15 protein-coding genes are annotated in these 17,953 nt (G+C 64.7%); 7 read left to right on the top strand and 8 right to left on the bottom strand.

All coding sequences use genetic code 11. The annotated features are described in order from the left end of the window. Positions 1-7 precede the first annotated feature (7 nt). Positions 8-2,698 carry a bifunctional [glutamate--ammonia ligase]-adenylyl-L-tyrosine phosphorylase/[glutamate--ammonia-ligase] adenylyltransferase gene (gene glnE, locus V6E02_RS02395; protein WP_347306757.1) on the bottom strand — a complete coding sequence of 897 codons (2,691 nt, stop codon included), beginning with the start codon at positions 2,696-2,698 and terminating at the stop codon, positions 8-10. An 83-nt stretch (positions 2,699-2,781) separates the two neighbouring features. Between glnE and acs the strand changes: the two genes are divergently transcribed. From acs to tldD, 5 genes are all read left to right on the top strand, one after another. After that, positions 2,782-4,749, top strand: a complete 1,968-nt coding sequence (gene acs / locus V6E02_RS02390) for an acetate--CoA ligase (RefSeq protein ID WP_347306756.1) — start codon at positions 2,782-2,784, stop codon at positions 4,747-4,749. 81 nt (positions 4,750-4,830) lie between these two features. After that, entirely contained in the window at positions 4,831-8,649 is a 3,819-nt protein-coding gene (locus V6E02_RS02385; protein ID WP_347306754.1) for a YhdP family protein, read from the top strand. After that, entirely contained in the window at positions 8,646-8,990 is a 345-nt protein-coding gene (locus V6E02_RS02380; RefSeq protein WP_347306752.1) for a hypothetical protein, read from the top strand. The genes V6E02_RS02385 and V6E02_RS02380 overlap by 4 nt, the downstream gene beginning before the upstream one ends. Continuing rightward, positions 8,987-9,874 (top strand): carbon-nitrogen hydrolase family protein, encoded by an 888-nt coding sequence (locus V6E02_RS02375; RefSeq protein WP_347306751.1) that lies wholly within the window; start codon positions 8,987-8,989, stop codon positions 9,872-9,874. The genes V6E02_RS02380 and V6E02_RS02375 overlap by 4 nt, the downstream gene beginning before the upstream one ends. A 7-nt stretch (positions 9,875-9,881) precedes the next feature. Then, positions 9,882-11,363 (top strand): metalloprotease TldD, encoded by a 1,482-nt coding sequence (tldD, locus tag V6E02_RS02370; RefSeq protein ID WP_347306749.1) that lies wholly within the window; start codon positions 9,882-9,884, stop codon positions 11,361-11,363. Between the two features lie 271 nt (positions 11,364-11,634). On the opposite strand, the gene V6E02_RS02365 is transcribed toward tldD, so the two are convergent. Then, positions 11,635-11,946, bottom strand: a complete 312-nt coding sequence (locus tag V6E02_RS02365) for a hypothetical protein (protein WP_347306747.1) — start codon at positions 11,944-11,946, stop codon at positions 11,635-11,637. Between V6E02_RS02365 and V6E02_RS02360 the strand changes: the two genes are divergently transcribed. Beyond that, the gene (locus tag V6E02_RS02360; RefSeq protein ID WP_347306745.1) at positions 11,945-12,067 is read left to right on the top strand and encodes a DUF2934 domain-containing protein; all 123 of its coding nucleotides are present in this window, start codon (positions 11,945-11,947) and stop codon (positions 12,065-12,067) included. The genes V6E02_RS02365 and V6E02_RS02360 overlap by 2 nt on opposite strands. A 592-nt stretch (positions 12,068-12,659) precedes the next feature. Here V6E02_RS02360 and V6E02_RS02355 read toward each other — a convergent pair. The 6 genes from V6E02_RS02355 to aat are packed head-to-tail and all read right to left on the bottom strand — an operon-like array spanning position 12,660 to position 17,088. Further along, entirely contained in the window at positions 12,660-13,481 is an 822-nt protein-coding gene (locus V6E02_RS02355) for a metal-dependent hydrolase (protein ID WP_347306743.1), read from the bottom strand. Between the two features lie 32 nt (positions 13,482-13,513). Next, a complete protein-coding gene (locus V6E02_RS02350; protein WP_347306741.1) occupies positions 13,514-14,017 on the bottom strand; it encodes a dihydrofolate reductase in 504 nt (167 codons plus the stop codon). 18 nt (positions 14,018-14,035) lie between these two features. After that, positions 14,036-14,830, bottom strand: a complete 795-nt coding sequence (locus V6E02_RS02345) for a thymidylate synthase (RefSeq protein WP_347306739.1) — start codon at positions 14,828-14,830, stop codon at positions 14,036-14,038. A 16-nt stretch (positions 14,831-14,846) separates the two neighbouring features. Beyond that, positions 14,847-15,659 (bottom strand): hypothetical protein, encoded by an 813-nt coding sequence (locus V6E02_RS02340; protein ID WP_347306737.1) that lies wholly within the window; start codon positions 15,657-15,659, stop codon positions 14,847-14,849. After that, positions 15,659-16,378 carry an arginyltransferase gene (locus V6E02_RS02335; protein ID WP_347306735.1) on the bottom strand — a complete coding sequence of 240 codons (720 nt, stop codon included), beginning with the start codon at positions 16,376-16,378 and terminating at the stop codon, positions 15,659-15,661. The genes V6E02_RS02340 and V6E02_RS02335 overlap by 1 nt, the downstream gene beginning before the upstream one ends. Continuing rightward, the gene (aat, locus tag V6E02_RS02330) at positions 16,372-17,088 is read right to left on the bottom strand and encodes a leucyl/phenylalanyl-tRNA--protein transferase (protein ID WP_347306733.1); all 717 of its coding nucleotides are present in this window, start codon (positions 17,086-17,088) and stop codon (positions 16,372-16,374) included. Before aat ends, V6E02_RS02335 begins: the two co-directional genes overlap by 7 nt. 663 nt (positions 17,089-17,751) lie before the next feature. Here aat and ccoS point away from each other — a divergent pair. After that, positions 17,752-17,928 (top strand): cbb3-type cytochrome oxidase assembly protein CcoS, encoded by a 177-nt coding sequence (gene ccoS, locus V6E02_RS02325; RefSeq protein WP_347306731.1) that lies wholly within the window; start codon positions 17,752-17,754, stop codon positions 17,926-17,928. The last annotated feature ends 25 nt before the right edge of the window (positions 17,929-17,953 follow it).

Below are 17,953 nucleotides of genomic sequence, written 5' to 3'. Positions count from 1 at the left end.
AAAACGGTCATTTTAGCGGATTTGCCGGCGGCGCGCCGAAAAGCGCCCGCCACAGCGCGGTCACCGCCTGCACGTGTTCTGCCACTTGCGCCAGAGGCACGCGCGCACGGCTGGCGCCCTTCATGCGCAGGTTGTGCTGCAGTCGGCGATAGGTGCGGTAGGCCGTCTGCACCTGCCGTGCGGCGTCGGCGGCGATGAGTCCGGCATCGGCGGCGCGCTTTAGCAACGCCAGGTTGCCCACGTTGTCGGCGAGTGCCCCATGGCGATGGGCATGGGCGAGGATCAGAAACTGCACCATGAATTCCACGTCGATGAGACCGCCTGGATCGTGCTTGAGGTCGAATAACCCCGAGTCGTTGGGGTGGGCCTTGAGCATTTTGTCGCGCATGGCAAGTACATCCTCGCGCAGCTTCGCCAGGTCGCGGCGCCGACACAGGATATCGCGGCGAATGGCTTCGAAACGAGCACCCACGGCGGGATCGCCGGCCACGTAGCGGGCCCGTGTCAGGGCTTGATGCTCCCAGGTCCAGGCGTGATGCTCTTGATAGTCGCGGAAGGCATCGATTGCGCTCACCAAAAGGCCAGATGCGCCGTCCGGGCGCAAACGCAGGTCGGTCTCGTAGAGCACGCCGGCCGGAGTGAGGGTGGTGAGCCAAGTGTTGATGCGCGCCGCCAGGCGGCTGTAGGTTTCCTGCGCGGCTTGCGCGGGATCGTCGTAGAGGAAGACGATGTCCAGATCGGAGGCATAGCCCATTTCCCGGCCCCCCAGCTTGCCGTAACCGATGATGGCAAAGCGCGCATCCTCCCGGTGCCGACGCGGCAGGCCGAGCCAACACAGGCGCAACACTTCGGCGAGCAAGAGATCGGCCAGGGCGGTGAGTTCGTCGGCCAGTTTTTCGATGGGTAGCCGGCCTTCCAGGTCGCGCGCCAGAATGCGGAAGGTCCAGGCGTGCTTGAAGTGACGCAGCACGTCCATCTGACGCTCGGGGTCCACGCCTTCGCCCAGCTCCGCGCGCAGAGCATCTGCCAGCGCGCGCCAGTCCGGTTCCTCCAGTAGTTGCGCGGGGTCCAGCAGTTCGTCCAGCAGTACCGGGTGGCGGGTGAGATAGTCCGCCGCCCAGGGACTGGCGCTACACACCCGTGCAAGCTGGGTGAGCGACGCCGGATATTCCACCAGCAGGGCGAGGTAGGCTCTGCGGCGGGCGATGGTTTCCAGGAGCGTGAGCATGCGGGCGAGCGTGGCCTCGGGATCGGGAAAGCCGGCGGCGGCGCGCAGCATCATGGGCACCAGGCGGTCGAAGCGGGCGCGGCTGGCCTCGGGCAGACTCTGGTAGCGAGCGCTGCTGCGCAGCCGCTGCAACGCTTCCCACACGGCTTCGGGCTGTTTGAAACCGAGCTCGGCAAGCTGCGCGATGGCCTCGTCACGCGTTGTCTCGGCGGCCCAGAGGGCGGCCTCCTGTGTTGCCTGCCTGCTTTCCTCGGCGAACACCGCCTGAAAGCACGCCTCCACGCGGGCGCGATGGGCATCGAGGCGTGTTAGCAGTTGCGCCCAGTCCGCGCAGTCCATGGTCTCGGCGATGAGCTGACGATCCTCCTCGCTTGCCGGCAGCATATGGGTCTGGGCATCGTCCAGGTACTGCAGGCGGTGTTCCAGCCGGCGCAGGAAGGCGTAGGCCGCCTGCAAGTCGTCTACGGTTTCGTCCGGTAGCAGGCGGCGCGTGCGCAAAAGTTCCAGCGCGGTACGCGTGGCGCGTACCTTGAGCAGCGGGTCCTTGCCGCCGCGGATCAACTGGAACACCTGGGCGACGAATTCGATCTCGCGGATGCCGCCGGGCCCCAGCTTGATGTTATCGGCGAGATCCCGGCGCACCACCTCGCGCCGGATCTGGGCATGCAGGCCACGGAGCGCGGCGATGGCATCGTAGTCGAGATACTTGCGGTACACGAAGGGGTGCACCAAGGCCATGAGTTGCGTCTCGTCGCCGGTGAGCGGGCGCGCCTTGAGCCAGGCGTAGCGTTCCCATTCCCTGCCGTGGGCGAGGAAGTAGGCTTCCAGCGCCGCCAGACTGGTCACCAGTGGGCCGGACTCGCCCCAGGGACGAAGGCGGGTGTCCACCCGGAACACGTAGCCTTCCGGCGTGAGGTCGGATAAAGCTTGGCTCAGTTTCTGGCCTAAACGTGTGAAGTATTCGTGATTGGAAACGCGGCGCGGCCCGCGGGTGTTGCCGTCCTCTGGGTAGACGTAGACCAGATCCACGTCCGAGGAGACGTTGAGCTCGCCGCCGCCGAGCTTGCCCATGGCCACCACGATGAGCGTCTGGCGCACGCCGGACTCGCTGCCGATGGGCTCGCCGTGGATGCCGGCAAGCCATGCATCCAGGTGTTCTGCCGCATGGGTGATGCATACCTCGGCCAGGGTGGTCACGGTGGACATGACTTCTTCCAGGCTTGCGAGCCCCAAGAGATCCCGTGCGATCAGACGCAGATAGACCTGCTTGCGCAGGGCGCGCAGGGCCGCCTTGAGGCTTGCCTCGTCGGCAAGCTTTCGCTCGGCGAGCAAGGCGATCATTGCTTCGCGGCCAAATGGCTGGTTCAGCCCCGCGGCCAGGGCATCGGCGAGGCGTGGCTCGGCTGCGAGCAGCCGCTGGGCGTAGCGGGAATGGGCAAGGGCGCGGGCGAGGTCGGGCGCGAGATCCATGGGCATGCGGCTTGGGGCTTTTGGTAAGATAGGTGCCATCCTACCCCACCTCGATCCCAACCAAGAATCCACTGGAGGAAGCCATGGCCACCATTGAATCCGTGCTGACGGAAACCCGTGTTTTCCAACCCAGCGAGGCCTTCGTCAAGCAGGCCAATGTTTCGGGCATGGAGGCCTATCAGGCCCTGTGCCGAGAAGCGGAGCAGGATTACCAGGAATTCTGGGCGAGGCGGGCGCGGGAATACGTGAGCTGGCACAAGCCTTTCACCCGCGTGCTGGATGAGAGCAACGCGCCCTTCTTTCGCTGGTTCGACGATGGCGAGCTCAACGTTTCCTACAACTGCCTGGATCGGCATCTCGCGAGCCGAGGCGAGAAAACCGCGATCATTTTCGAAACCGACGATGGCCAGGTGAGCCGCCTCACCTACCGCGAGCTCTACGTCGAGGTGTGCCGCTTCGCCAACGGTTTGAAATCCCTGGGGGTGGCCAAGGGGGATCGGGTGGTCATTTACATGCCCATGGGTCCGCAGGCGGTGATCGCCATGCAGGCCTGCGCCCGCATCGGGGCCATTCATTCCGTGGTGTTTGGGGGCTTCTCCGCGAAGAGTTTGCACGAGCGGGTGATCGATGCCGGCGCCAAAGTGATCGTCACCGCCGACGAGGGTCTGCGCGGCGGCAAGGCGGTGCGGCTCAAGGATGCCGTGGACGAGGCCCTCGGCTTGGGTGGCTGCGATACGGTTGAAAAAGTGGTCGTGTTGCGCCGGACCGGCAATGCCATCGCTTGGAATGGCGCGCGCGATGTCTGGTGGCATGCGCTTATCGAAGGCCAGCCGGAAAGCTGCGAGCCGGTGTGGGTGAATGCCGAGGATCCCCTGTTCATCCTCTACACCTCTGGCTCCACCGGCAAGCCCAAGGGCGTGCAGCATGCCGCCGGCGGCTATCTCTTGGGCGCGATCCTGTCCATGCTGTGGGTGTTCGACTACAAGGACAGCGATATCTACTGGTGCACCGCCGATGTGGGCTGGATCACGGGACACACCTATGTCGCCTACGGCCCCTTGGCTCTGGGTGCCACCATCCTCGTGTTCGAGGGCGTGCCCACCCATCCCCATCCCGGCCGCTTCTGGGAGCTGATCCAGAAGCACAAGGTGACGACTTTCTATACCGCTCCCACCGCCATCCGTTCGCTGATCAAGCTGGGCGCCGATCTGCCCAAGCAGTACGACCTGTCCAGCCTGCGCCTGCTGGGCACGGTGGGCGAGCCCATCAACCCGGAGGCGTGGATGTGGTACCACGAAGTCGTGGGGCAGTCGCGCTGTCCCATCGTGGACACCTGGTGGCAGACGGAGACTGGCTCCAACATGATCGCGCCCCTGCCGGGCGCCATTCCCACCAAGCCCGGCTCTTGCACCCTGCCTTTGCCAGGGATTGCTGCCGACATCGTAGATGAGCACGGTCACGCCGTGCCCCAGGGGCAGGGCGGTTTCCTCGTGATCAAGCGTCCCTTCCCGTCGCAGCTGCGCACCTTGTGGGGCGACCCGGCACGCTTCAAGAAAGCCTATTTCCCAGAGGACATCGCCGGCGGCAAGTACTATCTGGCAGGCGACTCGGCCCACCGCGACCAGGACGGCTACTTCTGGATCATGGGCCGTATCGACGACGTCCTCAACGTCTCCGGCCATCGCCTCGGCACCATGGAAATCGAATCGGCCCTGGTGGCTCATCCGCTGGTGGCGGAGGCGGCAGTGGTGGGTAAGCCTCACGAGATCAAGGGCGAGGCCATCGTCGCCTTCGTGGTGCTGCGGGGTGCGCGGCCCGCGGGCGAGGAGGCAAAGCAGATCGTGGCCGAATTGCGGGAATGGGTCGGCAAGGAAATCGGGCCCATTGCCAAACCAGACGAGATCCGCTTCGGCGATAACCTTCCCAAGACCCGCTCCGGCAAGATCATGCGCCGACTCCTGCGCGCCATCGCGAAGGGCGAGGAAATCACTCAGGATGTCTCCACCCTGGAAAATCCCGCGATTCTCGATCAGCTTAGGGAAGTGGTGTGATGCTTTTTACCATCCGCCACTTACTGCGAGAAGGACACTGACGTCCCGCCAGGTGCGGTCGCCCCGCGGGCCTGACCGAACATGAAGGCCTTTTCCATCAAAGCAGCGGGCTGGGCCTGGCGGCTTCTTGTGGCGGCGGGGCTGCTCGTCACCGTGCTGGCTGCCGGCATGGTGCTGGCGCTGCGCTACTGGGTGCTGCCGGATCTGGGCCGCTACCGGGAAGATCTCGCCGGCGCCCTGTCCCGCGCGGCCGGCCAGCCCATCCGCATCTCGGGCCTCGAGGGAGACTGGCAAGGCCTTTGGCCCCGCCTCACCCTCCTGGGCGTGACGGTGTTGGATGTCCAAGGCAAACCTGCCCTGACCCTGGAGCGGGTGGACACCCAGCTTTCCTGGCAGACGTTGCTCGCAGGGGAATTGCGACTCAAACGTCTCGAACTCGATGCGCCCAGCCTCACCATCCGGCGCGAACCCGACGGGCTGATCTACGTCTCGGGGATTCCCGTGAACCGTCCCGGGGCCCGCGCGGGGCTCGCCGACTGGATCCTGCGCCAGGGCGAGATCCGCATTCGGCACGCCCGCATCGAATGGGAGGATCGACTGCGGGACGCGCCGCCTTTGGTATTCGAAGACGTGGGCCTAAGGCTAGACAACGAGCCGCTACTGGCGCGCCATCGCTTCGGCCTGGTGGCGCGTCCGCCGGCGTCGCTTGCTTCCCAGCTCGATCTGCGCGGCGATCTGCGCGGTCGATCCTTCGACGATCTCACGGCCTGGCGGGGTACGCTCTACGCCCGAGTGCCGGCTACCGACCTTGCGGCCTGGGCGCATTGGCTGACGTTTCCCTATCCCGTGCGGGAGGGCAAAGGCGGCGTGCAGGCGTGGATCGACATCGACCACGGCCGCATCACGGGCGTGACTGCGGATCTGCACTTAGGCGCGGTGCGCACGCGCCTGGCGCAGGCGCTACCGGAGCTGGATCTCGCTAGTCTGCGGGGGCGTATCGTTTGGCGGGACCTGGTGGCTGGTTTCGAATTGCAGGCGCGTGGGCTGGCCGCCGAGGGGCCCGGCTTGCGTTTGCCCGCGGCCAGCCTATCGCTGCGCTACGAAGCGGCGCGGGGTCGGCAACCGGAAAAGGGGCGACTGCAGGCGGAGGGTGTGGCGCTAGAGCCGCTGCGCGGGCTCGCCATGCACCTGCCCTTGAGCGCCACCCAGCGGGCTACACTGGAAGAGGTGGCCCCGCGGGGCCTCTTGCGCCAGCTTACCCTGACCTGGGAGGGACCGCTCGAAGCACCGGCCCGTTATAGCGCCAAGGCGAGTTTCAGCGAGCTGGGGATAGAGCCTTGGCGCAAGCTGCCCGGCTTTTCCAATCTCACGGGCAGCTTGGACGTGGATGAGAAGGGCGGCACCTTGCAGATCACCGGGCGCAACAGCGCCTTCCACTTGCCCTTGGTGATGCGCAATCCGGTGGGTTTCGACACGCTGGAGGCCGCAGCGAGCTGGCGCGTGCGTGATGGCCGTATCCATCTTGCGCTGTCGCGTGCCGCATTCGCCAACGCGGATGCCGCAGGCGCCGTGAGCGGCAGCTACGAGTCGGTTCCGGACGGCCCGGGGTGGGTGGACCTCACGGGCGGACTGACCCGTGCCAACGCTCGCGCCGTGCATCTCTACCTGCCCCGCGTGGTGGGGCAGGATACCCACGACTGGTTGCGGGATGCCCTGCTGGCGGGCCAGCTCTCGGACGTCAAAATGCGCATCCGGGGGGATCTGGCGAAGTTTCCCTTTGCCGGCGAGGGCGACGGCCTATTTCAGGTCACCGGGCGCGCGCAGGGGGTGCGGCTCGCTTACGCGCCAGGCTGGCCACAAGCGGAGAACATCAGCGGCAGCCTGGAATTCCGGGGCAGCCACATGGAGATGGTGGCAAGCCAGGCGCTGATTTCCAACGTGCGCCTACCCCGCGTCAAGGCGGTGATCCCCGATCTGTCAGCACCAGAGGAAATCCTGCAACTGGAGGGTGAAGCGGAGGGCGCCACCGCGGATGTGTTGCGGTTCATCCAGGAAAGCCCCCTAGCGGCATGGATGGATCACTTCCTGGACCATGCCAGCGCCGAGGGGGGCGGGCGACTTGCGCTGCGTCTTACGCTGCCCCTGCGCGCCAGTCAGCGTCTGCGGTTAACTGGCAACTACCAGTTTTTCAACAACACGCTGCGGTTATCGCCCGAGCTTCCCCTGTTCCGCCAACTCAACGGTCGCCTGGATTTTACCGAGAAAAGTCTCACCGCCCCTCGGCTCACCCTGGAGACGCTGGGGGGACCGGCGAGTCTGAGCCTGACGACCCTGGGGGATGGCACTCTGCGCGTAACGGCCAGCGGCCGCCTCACGGCGGACGGTGTGCGAGCCTTCCTCCCCGCTCCCCTGGATACCGCCGTACAGGGTGGCACGGGTTGGAGCCTGAGTCTTGCGCTGCGCGACCATCTGGCCAATCTCAACCTCGCCTCCGATCTGGTGGGGCTGGAGTGCGCCCTGCCTGCACCCTTATCCAAGCGGGCAGCCGAGGCCTTGCCTCTACGGATCGAGCGGCGGGCGCTCGATGCTAAGCAGGATGCCCTTAGCCTTGTGCTCGACCAGGTGGTTTCGGCCCAGGTGGTGCGCCGGCTGGAGGACGGTGAGATGCGCGTGCTGAAAGGCACCGTGCGGCTGGGTGGGAGAGCGGCACCGGCGCCGGTGCACCCAGGCGTGTGGGTGGACGGTGAGCTGCCAGCGCTGGATGTGGACGCCTGGCGGGCGGCGCTGGACGGCGCTAGCGGCGATGCGCTACCCCTGGCTGGGGTGCATTTGCGGGTAGCGGCCCTGGATTTTCTCGGCCGGCGCTTCAAACGCGTGCATCTGAACGCTTGGAGCCAGGGTAGCCAGTGGCAGGCGACGGTAGATGGCGACGAGCTGGAGGGCGCGGCCTCTTGGCGCAGTCATGATGGCGGGCGGCTGATGGCCCGGCTCAAGCGTCTGGTGGTGCCGGATCCCCTGCCGGAGCGGCGCGTCGCGCCGGCCGGCGGTCGCGACGTGGATCTGCCAGGGCTGGACGTGGTGGTGGAAGAGCTCAACCTCGCCCACCTCGAGCTCGGCCGGCTCGAGCTTGAGGCCGTCAAGCGGGGCCAGGACTGGCGCATCGAGAAATTCAGGCTGGCCAATTCGGATGCAGTGCTTGGCGGCACCGGCAGCTGGCAGAGCTGGCTTGCCCAGCCCGCCACCCGGCTTGGCATGGAGCTGGAGGTAAAGGACGTGGGCCGCCTGCTCGCCCGCATGGGGCATCCGGACCGCATCCGCCGCGGCACGGCGCGCGTCAAAGGTGAGCTCGCCTGGCGCGGCGGACCGGCTTCCTTCAATCTCGCCACGCTTTCCGGCACGCTGAAGCTGGAGGCCCACAGCGGTCAATTCCTCAAGATCGAACCGGGACTGGGCAAGCTATTGGGGCTTTTGAGCCTCCAGTCGCTGCCGCGTCGTCTCACGCTGGATTTTCGCGATGTGTTCAGCGAGGGGTTCGCGTTTGATAACATTGCTGGCACGAGCAGCATCAGCGACGGCGTGCTCACGACCCAAGATTTCGTGATGCAGGGGCCGGCTGCCCTGGTGACCATCTCCGGCAGCACCGATCTCGTGCGGGAGACCCAGAACCTGCGTATCCGCATCGTCCCCTCCCTGGGCGAGGGCGTGGCGGTGGCGGGAGCCTTTCTCGGCGGCCCCGTGGTCGGGGTGACCGCGCTGCTTTTGCAAAAACTCCTCAAGGATCCAGTGGGACAGTTGATTGCCTACGAATACCAGGTCAGCGGCACCTGGGACGACCCCCAGGTGGTGAAGCTAGGACAAGTGCCAGCGAAAGAAGCCGTGGGTGGCGAGGCCCGCCCATGAGGTGGATTCTGGGGCTATTCGTCCTGCTGCCCTGGGCCGCGGCGGGACAGGATTTCACCGTGCCAGAAAGCTTCTGGCTCGCACCGCGCAGTGGGCCTGCCATCATCGCCGAGCCGGCCATCGCCCAGGCGGTGCATCGTTTTTTGGATCACCCCGGCGCACAGCTCATCCTGCATCACGGGCGGAATGACGAAGCCTCCGCCCAGGCCGAGGAACTGCGCGGCTGGTTGATCGCTCTAGGCATCGAGGCCGACGTCATCCAGCTCTTGGCGGACGGTTCCAGCGGCCGCCCCTTGCGCATCGAAGTCACCTCATCGAACCCAGCGAAAGCTCCGCAATGACCGCAGCCAAGACCACCTCTGGTTTCGCCAAACGCAAGACCCGTACCACCTACGCCAAGAGCAAGCCCCAGCCCGGCATTTTCAAGATCGCCGCCATCCAGATGGCCTCCGGCCCCAGTGTATCGGCCAATCTCGCCGAGGCGGAACGCCTCATCGAAATGGCGGTGGGGCAGGGCGCGCGTCTAGTGGCCCTGCCGGAATATTTTCCCATCATGGGGCTCAAGGATACGGACAAGGTGGAGGTGCGCGAGGTGGAAGGTCGCGGGCCGATCCAGAAATTTCTCGCCAGCCAGGCGAAGAAGCATAAGATCTGGCTGGTGGGCGGCTCCATTCCCCTGGAGGCCAGGGTCAAGACCAAGGTGAGGAATAGCTGCCTGGTCTACGACGACAAGGGCCGTCAGGTGGCCCGCTACGACAAGATTCACCTCTTCAATCTGGATCTGGGCAACGAGCACTATCACGAGGACCAGACCATTGAACCCGGCAGGGAGGTGGTGACGGTGGACACGCCCTTTGGTCGGCTGGGGCTTTCCATCTGCTATGACCTGCGTTTTCCTGAGCTCTACCGGGCCATGGGCGAGGTGGACATCATCGTGGTGCCCTCCGCTTTCACCGAGACCACGGGCAAAGCCCATTGGGAGACCCTGATCCGTGCGCGTGCCATCGAGAATCTGGCCTACGTACTCGCACCGGCCCAGGGGGGCTACCACCTGTCGGGGCGGGAGACCCACGGCAACAGCATGATCGTTGACCCCTGGGGCGTCATCCTGGACCGGCTGCCGCGCGGCTCAGGGGTTGTGATCGCCGGCGTCAACCCCAGTTACCAGAAGAGCCTGCGTAACAGTCTGCCCGCGCTCAAGCATCGCACCTTGCACAAGTGTTGAGGACCCCATGAGCACACCAACCCCAGTGATACCCCAGGAAACCTTGCTCGGCACCGCTGAAGCCAGCCTGCTCGCGCCCTTTGGCGTGGAGCGAGGTGCGCTGCAGGGCGTGCTGGATGGCATCCTGCAGCGCGGCGTGGATTTCGCCGATCTCTATTTCCAGGTGAGCCGCAGTGAGGGTTGGCAACTGGAAGAAGGCAAGGTGAAGGCCGGCAGTTTTAGCATCGACCAGGGCGTGGGCGTGCGCGCCGTGCACGGGGACAAGACTGCGTTCGCCTACAGCGACGACATCAACCTGGAAGCCTTGCAACGGGCCGCGGCCGCCACGCGCGCCATTGCCCGCGCCGGCCGCCAGGCGCGGGTGCAGGTGCCGGCCTTGAGTCATGGCCGCCCGCAACAGCTGCGACCGGCACTTTATCTGCCCGAGGATCCCATCGCCAGCCTCAGCGATGGGCACAAGGTGGCCTTGCTGGAGAAGCTGGAACGCATGGCAAAGGCTTGTGATCCGCGCATCACCCAGGTGATGGCCAGCCTCGCGGGCGAATACGAGGTGGTGCTGATTGCCCGCTCCGATGGCCTGCTGGCGGCCGACGTGCGGCCCCTGGTGCGGCTATCACTGCAGGTCATCGCCGAGGCCCATGGGCGGCGCGAGCAAGGCAGCGCCGGCGGCGGTGGGCGCTTCGACTATGGCTACTTCACGGAGGAGGTCTTGGCACGCTACGCGCGCCAGGCGGTGCACCAGGCCATCACCAATCTCGATGCCCGTCCAGCGCCCGCGGGCACCATGACGGTGGTGCTGGGACCCGGCTGGCCCGGGATTCTGCTACACGAGGCCATTGGCCATGGGCTGGAAGGCGACTTTAATCGCAAGGGCAGCTCGGCCTTCGCCGGCCGCATCGGCGAGCGGGTGGCTGCCCCCGGTGTCACCGTAGTGGACGACGGCACCCTGGCGCGCCGCCGCGGTTCCCTCAACGTGGACGACGAAGGCAACCCCACCGAGTGCACCGTGCTCATCGAAAACGGCATCCTCAAGGGCTACATGCAGGACAGTCTCAATGCGCGCCTGATGGGCATGCCCGTCACCGGCAATGGCCGGCGGGAGTCCTTCGCCCACATTCCCATGCCTCGCATGACCAACACCTACATGCTGGCTGGGGACAAGGATCCGGAAGAAATCATTCGTTCCGTGCAACACGGCCTGTACGCTGTGAATTTTGGTGGCGGCCAGGTGGACATCACCAGCGGCAAGTTCGTGTTCTCTGCCGCTGAGGCTTACATGATCGAGAATGGCCGCATCACCTATCCCGTGAAGGGCGCGACCCTGATCGGCAACGGGCCGGACGTGCTCACTCGGGTGTCCATGATCGGCAACGATCTCGAACTCGATCCCGGCGTGGGCACCTGCGGCAAGGAAGGCCAAAGCGTGCCGGTGGGGGTGGGCCAGCCCACCCTGCGCATCGACGGCCTCACCGTGGGCGGAACGCTCTGACATCCGCCCCCAGCGGCGCGCAGCCCGCCCACCGCCTGCACCAGCGCGGGGAGGGCGCCACGGGCTGCGTCCTACAATGGTGCGGACGATGGCACTTTGCCATCACCGCCTGTCTAATATCCGCGCTCTTCGCGCGTAAGGGGTGGGCCATACCCTGGTACGCTTCTTGCGCCGCAATCGCCCAGCACGTCCGCAACGGTCATGTTAATGTCATGGGGCCGTGCTATAGTCTGTATTTCGCTACGCTGTTAAATTGGAGGTAACCGATGACTCACTCCTCTGGCAAGCCCACGGCCACCGCGAAGGCTGCGAGCGCCTCTCCTTCCGTAGCAGCAGCCAAGTCCGACAAGAGCGCCAAGAGCAAGGTGGCCGCGCCAAAGTCCTCTGCCAAGTCTCCCGCCACGGCACCGGCGAAATCCGCCGGGAAGAAGACCGCCAAAACCTCGCCCCGCGCCAAGGCGGCGGGCCACGCCACGGCGTCGCCTCGCAAAGCCCTAGCGCCCCAGGTCAATGGGGAAGCGGTGCCGTCCCAGACGCCGGTGACCAGGCTGGACGTGGTCACACCGGAGCAGCGATACCGCATGATCTGCGATGCGGCCTACTTTCGCGCCGAACGCCGGGGTTTCGTTGGTGGCAGCGCGCTAGAGGATTGGCTCGAGGCGGAAGCCGAGATCGATGCCTTGCTGCGCCAAATGCAAGCCTGACGCCTCACCCGTCCACGCGAGGCTTGCCGTAAAGCGGCTTGTCCGGTGCTCCGCACGACTATGGAGACTGACACAACCAGGTGAGGTTGCGCGCAGACCCTTATGCCCGCGCACGCGGGCACTTGAGCCATGCGCCTCTTTGGATCGGGCCCTCTCTGGCCTGTGCTGCTTTTGGCCGAATGGCCGACGACGATCGCCTCGCAAGCGCCTCCCCAGCCTGATGGGGAAGATCTGCAGCAGGGGCTTTAGGCGCGACATGCCGACTGCCGCCATTTCATCCTATTAAGCATTACGTAATTAGGTGACACCTTTGTGTCGTCCCCGCGAAAGCGGGGACCCAGAAACATGGCGAGGAAGACCCTGGATTCCCGCTTTCGCGGGAATGACGTTTGACTTACGCAGCCTGTCAACGACTTACGTAACGCTCAATAAGCCTGGGCAAGCGGGAATCCCGACTGTTTCATTGCCGTGCCTATGCCCCATCCTCGCGAGGGAAGGGTGTCGCGCACTCACGTCAAGTTCAATGGCATCCCTGGGCGGCGCGACGGGCATCTCGGCCGCGGTCCGGTCGCGCCAGTCCAGGGCGTCTGGCTTAGAAGCGCAGTGTCTGACCCGGTGTCAACACTTCCACCCGGGCTTTCGAGCCCTGGCGCTTGAGGGCTGCGGCCAAGCGCTCGGGCGTGCCGGCGAGCACGGGGAAGGTCCCGTAGTGCATGGGGATCACGGTCGTGGGCCCCACTAGGCGCACGGCATGGGCAGCGCGCTCTGGATCCATGGTGAAATGGCCGCCGATGCAGGCGAGCATCAGGTCCACCTTGGCGAAGCGGCTGATCAGGGCCATGTCCGAGAAGACGTCGGTGTCCCCCGTGTGGTAGAGGGTTGGGCCGCCCTTGACGGCGATGAGAAAGCCACCGGGATGGCCACCATCGTGGATGTCCTTGTCGGGGCTCCCCTCCGGCGCCATCACCGTGGAGCTGTGCACGGCGGGAATGAAGGTGATCTTCACTTCGCCATCAAGCAGGGTGAGGGTGCCACCAAAGTTGCCTTGGGTGTCGAAACCCATCTGGTCTTTTGGATAGCCGCCATATTGCACGAGGGCGCGCCCCAGGTCGAAGGTAGAAACCAGCCGCGCACCGGTTTTCTTCGCAATCTCCACGGCATTGCCCACGTGGTCGAAATGACCATGGCTGATCAGAATCAGGTCCGCCTTGTCGAGCTTGGCCAGGTCCTCCTTGCCGTTCTTGTTTGCGGGATTGGTGATCCAAGGGTCGATGAGCAGGATCTTGCCGCCCGGCGTTTTCAGCTTGAAGGCGGCATGACCATACCAGACGAGCTCCGTCTGGCCCGCCGCGAATGCGGCTTGGACCAGGAGCAGAAAGCAAGTGGCGGTAAATAGACGCAGTCTCGATAACATGATGTCTCCTTTCGCTATGGTTTCGGCTGCCTTCAGCGTTTGCGGTCATAAATCACGAAATGGTACTCAAAGGGTTCGCCGTTTTCTTTGACATGGCGTTCCCGCGAGACCTCCTGCCAGTCGGCTGAATCGAACGAGGGGAAGCGCGCATCGCCTGCAAAGTCGCGCTTGATTTCCGTGAGATACAGGCGGTCGGCGATGGGCAGCACTTGTGCGTAGATTTCCGCCCCGCCCACGAAGAATACCTCTGCATCGCCATGGCAGACACTCAAGGCGGCGTCGATGGAATTGACGGCGATGCAGTCGGGCGCGGCGTAGTCCGGCCGTCGGGTGACGATCACCGTAGTCCGGCCCGGCAGCGGCCTGCCGATGGAGTCGTAGGTTTTGCGGCCCATGACGATGTGGTGGCCCATGGTGAGGGTCTTGAAATGCTGCAGGTCCTCCGGCAGGTGCCAGGGCAGGCGGTTGCCCTTGCCGATGACGCGGTTGGCCGCCATGGCGGCAATGATGGACACGCGGGGTGTGTTGGCGGGCATGGGGTGCTCCTGTGGCGTTCAGACAGCGACGGGGGCCTTGATCGGCGGGTGGGGATCGTAACCTTCGAGAGTGAAATCCTCGTAGCGGAAAGCGAAGATGTCCTTCACCGCGGGGTTGAGCTTCATGGTGGGCAGCGGGCGCGGTGTGCGCGACAGCTGCTCCCGTGCTTGCTCCAAATGGTTGAGGTAGAGGTGGGCATCACCCAGGGTGTGCACGAATTCGCCCGGCACGAGATCGCATACCTGGGCCACCATCATGGTGAGCAGGGCGTAAGACGCGATGTTGAAGGGCACGCCCAGGAAAATGTCGGCGCTGCGTTGGTAGAGCTGGCAGGACAGTTTGCCCTCCGCCACGTAGAACTGGAAGAAGGCATGACAGGGTGGTAAGCGCATCTTGTGCAGCTCGCCCACATTCCAGGCCGACACGATCAGCCGGCGCGAATCCGGGTTGCTGCGGATTTCTTCGATCACCTGGCTGATCTGGTCGATGTGGCGACCGTCCGCGGTGGGCCAAGAGCGCCACTGATAACCGTAGATGGGGCCGAGATCGCCCTGTTCGTCCGCCCACTCGTCCCAGATGGTGACGCCGTTGTCGTGCAGATACTTGATGTTGGTGTCCCCCTTCAGGAACCACAGCAGCTCGTGGATGATGGAGCGCAAGTGCACCTTCTTGGTGGTCAGGAGGGGAAAGCCACGGCTGAGATCGAACCGCATCTGGTAGCCAAACACCGACAGGGTGCCGGTGCCGGTGCGATCGTTTTTGCGGTGCCCGTGTTCGAGCACGTGGCGCATGAGGTCGAGATACTGCTGCATGGGGGGCTCCCGGTTTTCAGTCGGTGGGCGGGGCAGGCGCCGCTGCCACAGGCACGACGGCTTCGAGGAAACGCTGCCCGGCCTCGAGCAGGGACCTATTGTAGGTGCGGCCGAAGGCCTCGGTAAAATTTTCGCCGTCTTGCACGCGCAACAGGAACTCGCGAAAGCGCGTCTCGCTTTCCTGCTTCAGGTATTGGAGGAACATCATGGCCTGACGGTAGAAGAGATGGGGCGAAAGCCCCCAGTCCTCGGCGCGGTGGCGGTGATCCGGCGTGTCCAGGGTGGCGGGTGAAAAGGCCCGGCCGGCCGCGAATGCCGCGCGTGCCTCTGCCTCGCTCGCGTAATCCGCACCACCACCGCCGGAGGCCAAGGCGGCCAGTCCCTCGTGAAACCAAACCGGCACCTCGTGGGTGTAGTGGCCAAGACGCTGGCCCAGATGCAGGTGGGAGAGCTCGTGGGCGAGGATCATGGATAGCCGCTGTGTCTCGCGATCGAACAGACGTGGCGCGAGAAAGACCTGATTGTCCGGGACGGTGGCGCCACTCACGTTGCGGCTGGTGACATGGGCAGCGAAGCAGGTTTCGCTGCCACACACGTGCACCATGACTAGATCGGCGAAGGGCAGGTAGTGGGCCGCTTCCACCTGTGCCACCGCCTGGGGCAGCAGCGCTGCGACCTGGCGCGCATAGGCTTCTGCGCCAGGTTCGAAGCGCACACGGGGCTCATCTTCCAGCACCGCGAAGGAAACCGGCGAGCGCAGAGGCTGCGTGGCGCAGCCCAGGTTGAGCAGGCTGGCGGCCAGACACGCCGCCGCAAGGCGTAGCGACATCAGGTCTCCAACAGGCGCCAGGTGCTGTCCACCAAGCCTTCAAGGGGGCGGAAGCGGATCTTGTAGGCCATCTTGTCGCTGTGTGCGATCCAGTAGCCGAGGTACAGATAGGGCAGTCCGCGCTGGCGACAGGTCTCGATCTGCCAGAGGATGTTGTAGGTGCCGAAACTGGCCCGTGGCACGTCGGGATCGTAGAACGTGTAGACCGCCGATAACCCGTCTGCCACCTCGTCCACGATGCTCACCATGCGCAGCACGCCCTGCTCGCGAAATTCCACCAGCGTGGTGCTGACACCGCTTTCCAGCAAAAACTGGCGGTACTGGTGGCTGTTGTCGTGATCCATACCGCCACCGGGATGGCGCCGGGCCTGGTAGCGTCGATAGAGGGCGAAATGTTCATCCTCGTAGGATAGCGGCGTCATGCGCACGGACAGTCCACCATGGCGTATCCAGGCACGGCGCTGCGCGCGGTTGGGCGTGAATTCCATGACGCGCACCCGCACCGGCACACAGGCCCGGCAGCGGTCGCACAGGGGCCGATAGACATAGGTCCCGCTGCGGCGAAAGCCGAGATGGATGAGCCGGCTATAGAGGGGTGTGGTGATGAGCTGGCTGGGCGTGGCCACTTGGGACCGCGCCACCCGGTCTGGTAGATAGCTGCAGGGGTAGGGCGAGGTTAGGTAGAACTGGAGCTTGTGGGCGGGAAAGTCATTCAGCATCGGAGACTGGCTGCATCCTTCCAGGTGACCTCCGGCCGCCAGGGACCGGGGTGATGGGGGGATTCTATCAGCTTGCGCACCAGCCGCACGAACTCGGCGCGCGGGATCTCGCGCGCGCCGAAGGAGGCCAGATGCGCCGTCTTCATCTGGCAATCGATGAGACCGAAACCCCAGTGCTTCAGATGCCAGACCAGATGCACGAAAGCGATCTTAGAGGCGTCGCGCACGCGATGGAACATGGATTCGCCATAGAACACCCCACCGATGGCCACGCCATAGAGCCCACCGGCCAGCACACCGTCGATCCACGTCTCCACCGAATGGGCATAACCCAGGTGATTTAGGCGCGTGTAAGCCTCGATCATCGCAGGCCCGATCCAGGTGGCGGCCTGACCCGGACGCGGTGCAGCACAGGCTTTTATGACCTGAGTAAAAGCCGTGTCGAAGCGGATCTCGTAGGGCCGGTTGCGCAGCACCTTGGCGAGGGAACGTGTCACACGCAGTTCATCTGGAAATAGCACCATACGCGGGTCTGGGCTCCACCAAAGGATAGGCTCGCCTGGATTGAACCAGGGGAAGATGCCGTGGGTGTAGGCGGCGAGCAGGCGCTCGGGGCTGAGATCCGCGCCGGCGGCGAGCAGACCGTTGGGGTCGCGCAGGGCGGTGCTCACCGGTGGAAACGGCATGTCCTTCTTGAGCCAAGTAATCATCCCAGATTACCCATTAGACCGACGTACGCCCCGTTAACGGCGCTGTACATAACATTCGCCTCCGTTTGTTGGTAGGCCACCCGCGCCGCGCGGGGCCAACACCCCTGTCCTCTTTGCGGACGCCGTAGGCGACCCGGACACGTCAATGCCGCCGCGCGCAGCGAGCGCCGAAATTTTAGACCCACGGACGGTCATGGCCACCCGGCCCTACTTCCCGCCTAGCTCGGAAATGACGCTGCAAGGACGGCAGCGGTCGTGTCGCGGCTCGAGCTCGCTCCCACGAGCCCCTCCCACAGATTTCGTGCCGCTCTGGGGAAGCGCCTTAGCGGCGACTTCCAACGGTGGGCCATCTGCGGCATTTACTGGTGTTCGCTTCGGCCGCTTCGCCTAACCGGGCGGCGCCGAGGTCAGCCTACGCCGAAACTTCTTTTTCCCTTACTCACCTAGCCACCCGCTAGGCACCGGTCGCTAAACGCCCTGCGCCTAGCATCCGGCCATCCTACTGGCGTTTTTCAGCGGCCTGGCTACGTATTCGTCGCGCCAGAAAACCCGATCGCTTTGCTAGGACAAAATCGGTGCTATAGATAAAAGGCCTTGCGACATTCCGCCACATTGCCTAATATTCACGAAAAGAAGATACGATTATCCCGTTAGGAACCGGTTGTGGAGATTCTTTACCTGCTGATCCCGCTGAGTCTGGTGCTGGTGCTCGTGGTGGGCGTCACTTTCTGGTGGGCGGTCAAAGCAGGGCAGTTCGAGGACCTGGAAGGACCGGCCTATCGCGTGGTGATGGACGACGACACGCCACCCCCGGCGATCCCGCCGTCTGCCAACCACTGAACAAGGCCATAGCGCGCAGGCGGTG

The sequence above is a fragment of the Thiobacter sp. AK1 genome (genome assembly GCF_039822265.1).
GTDB lineage: Bacteria > Pseudomonadota > Gammaproteobacteria > Burkholderiales > Thiobacteraceae > Thiobacter > Thiobacter aerophilum.
Note: the sequence above shows the minus strand (reverse complement) of the source record. Positions and strands in the feature narration are given on the sequence as shown.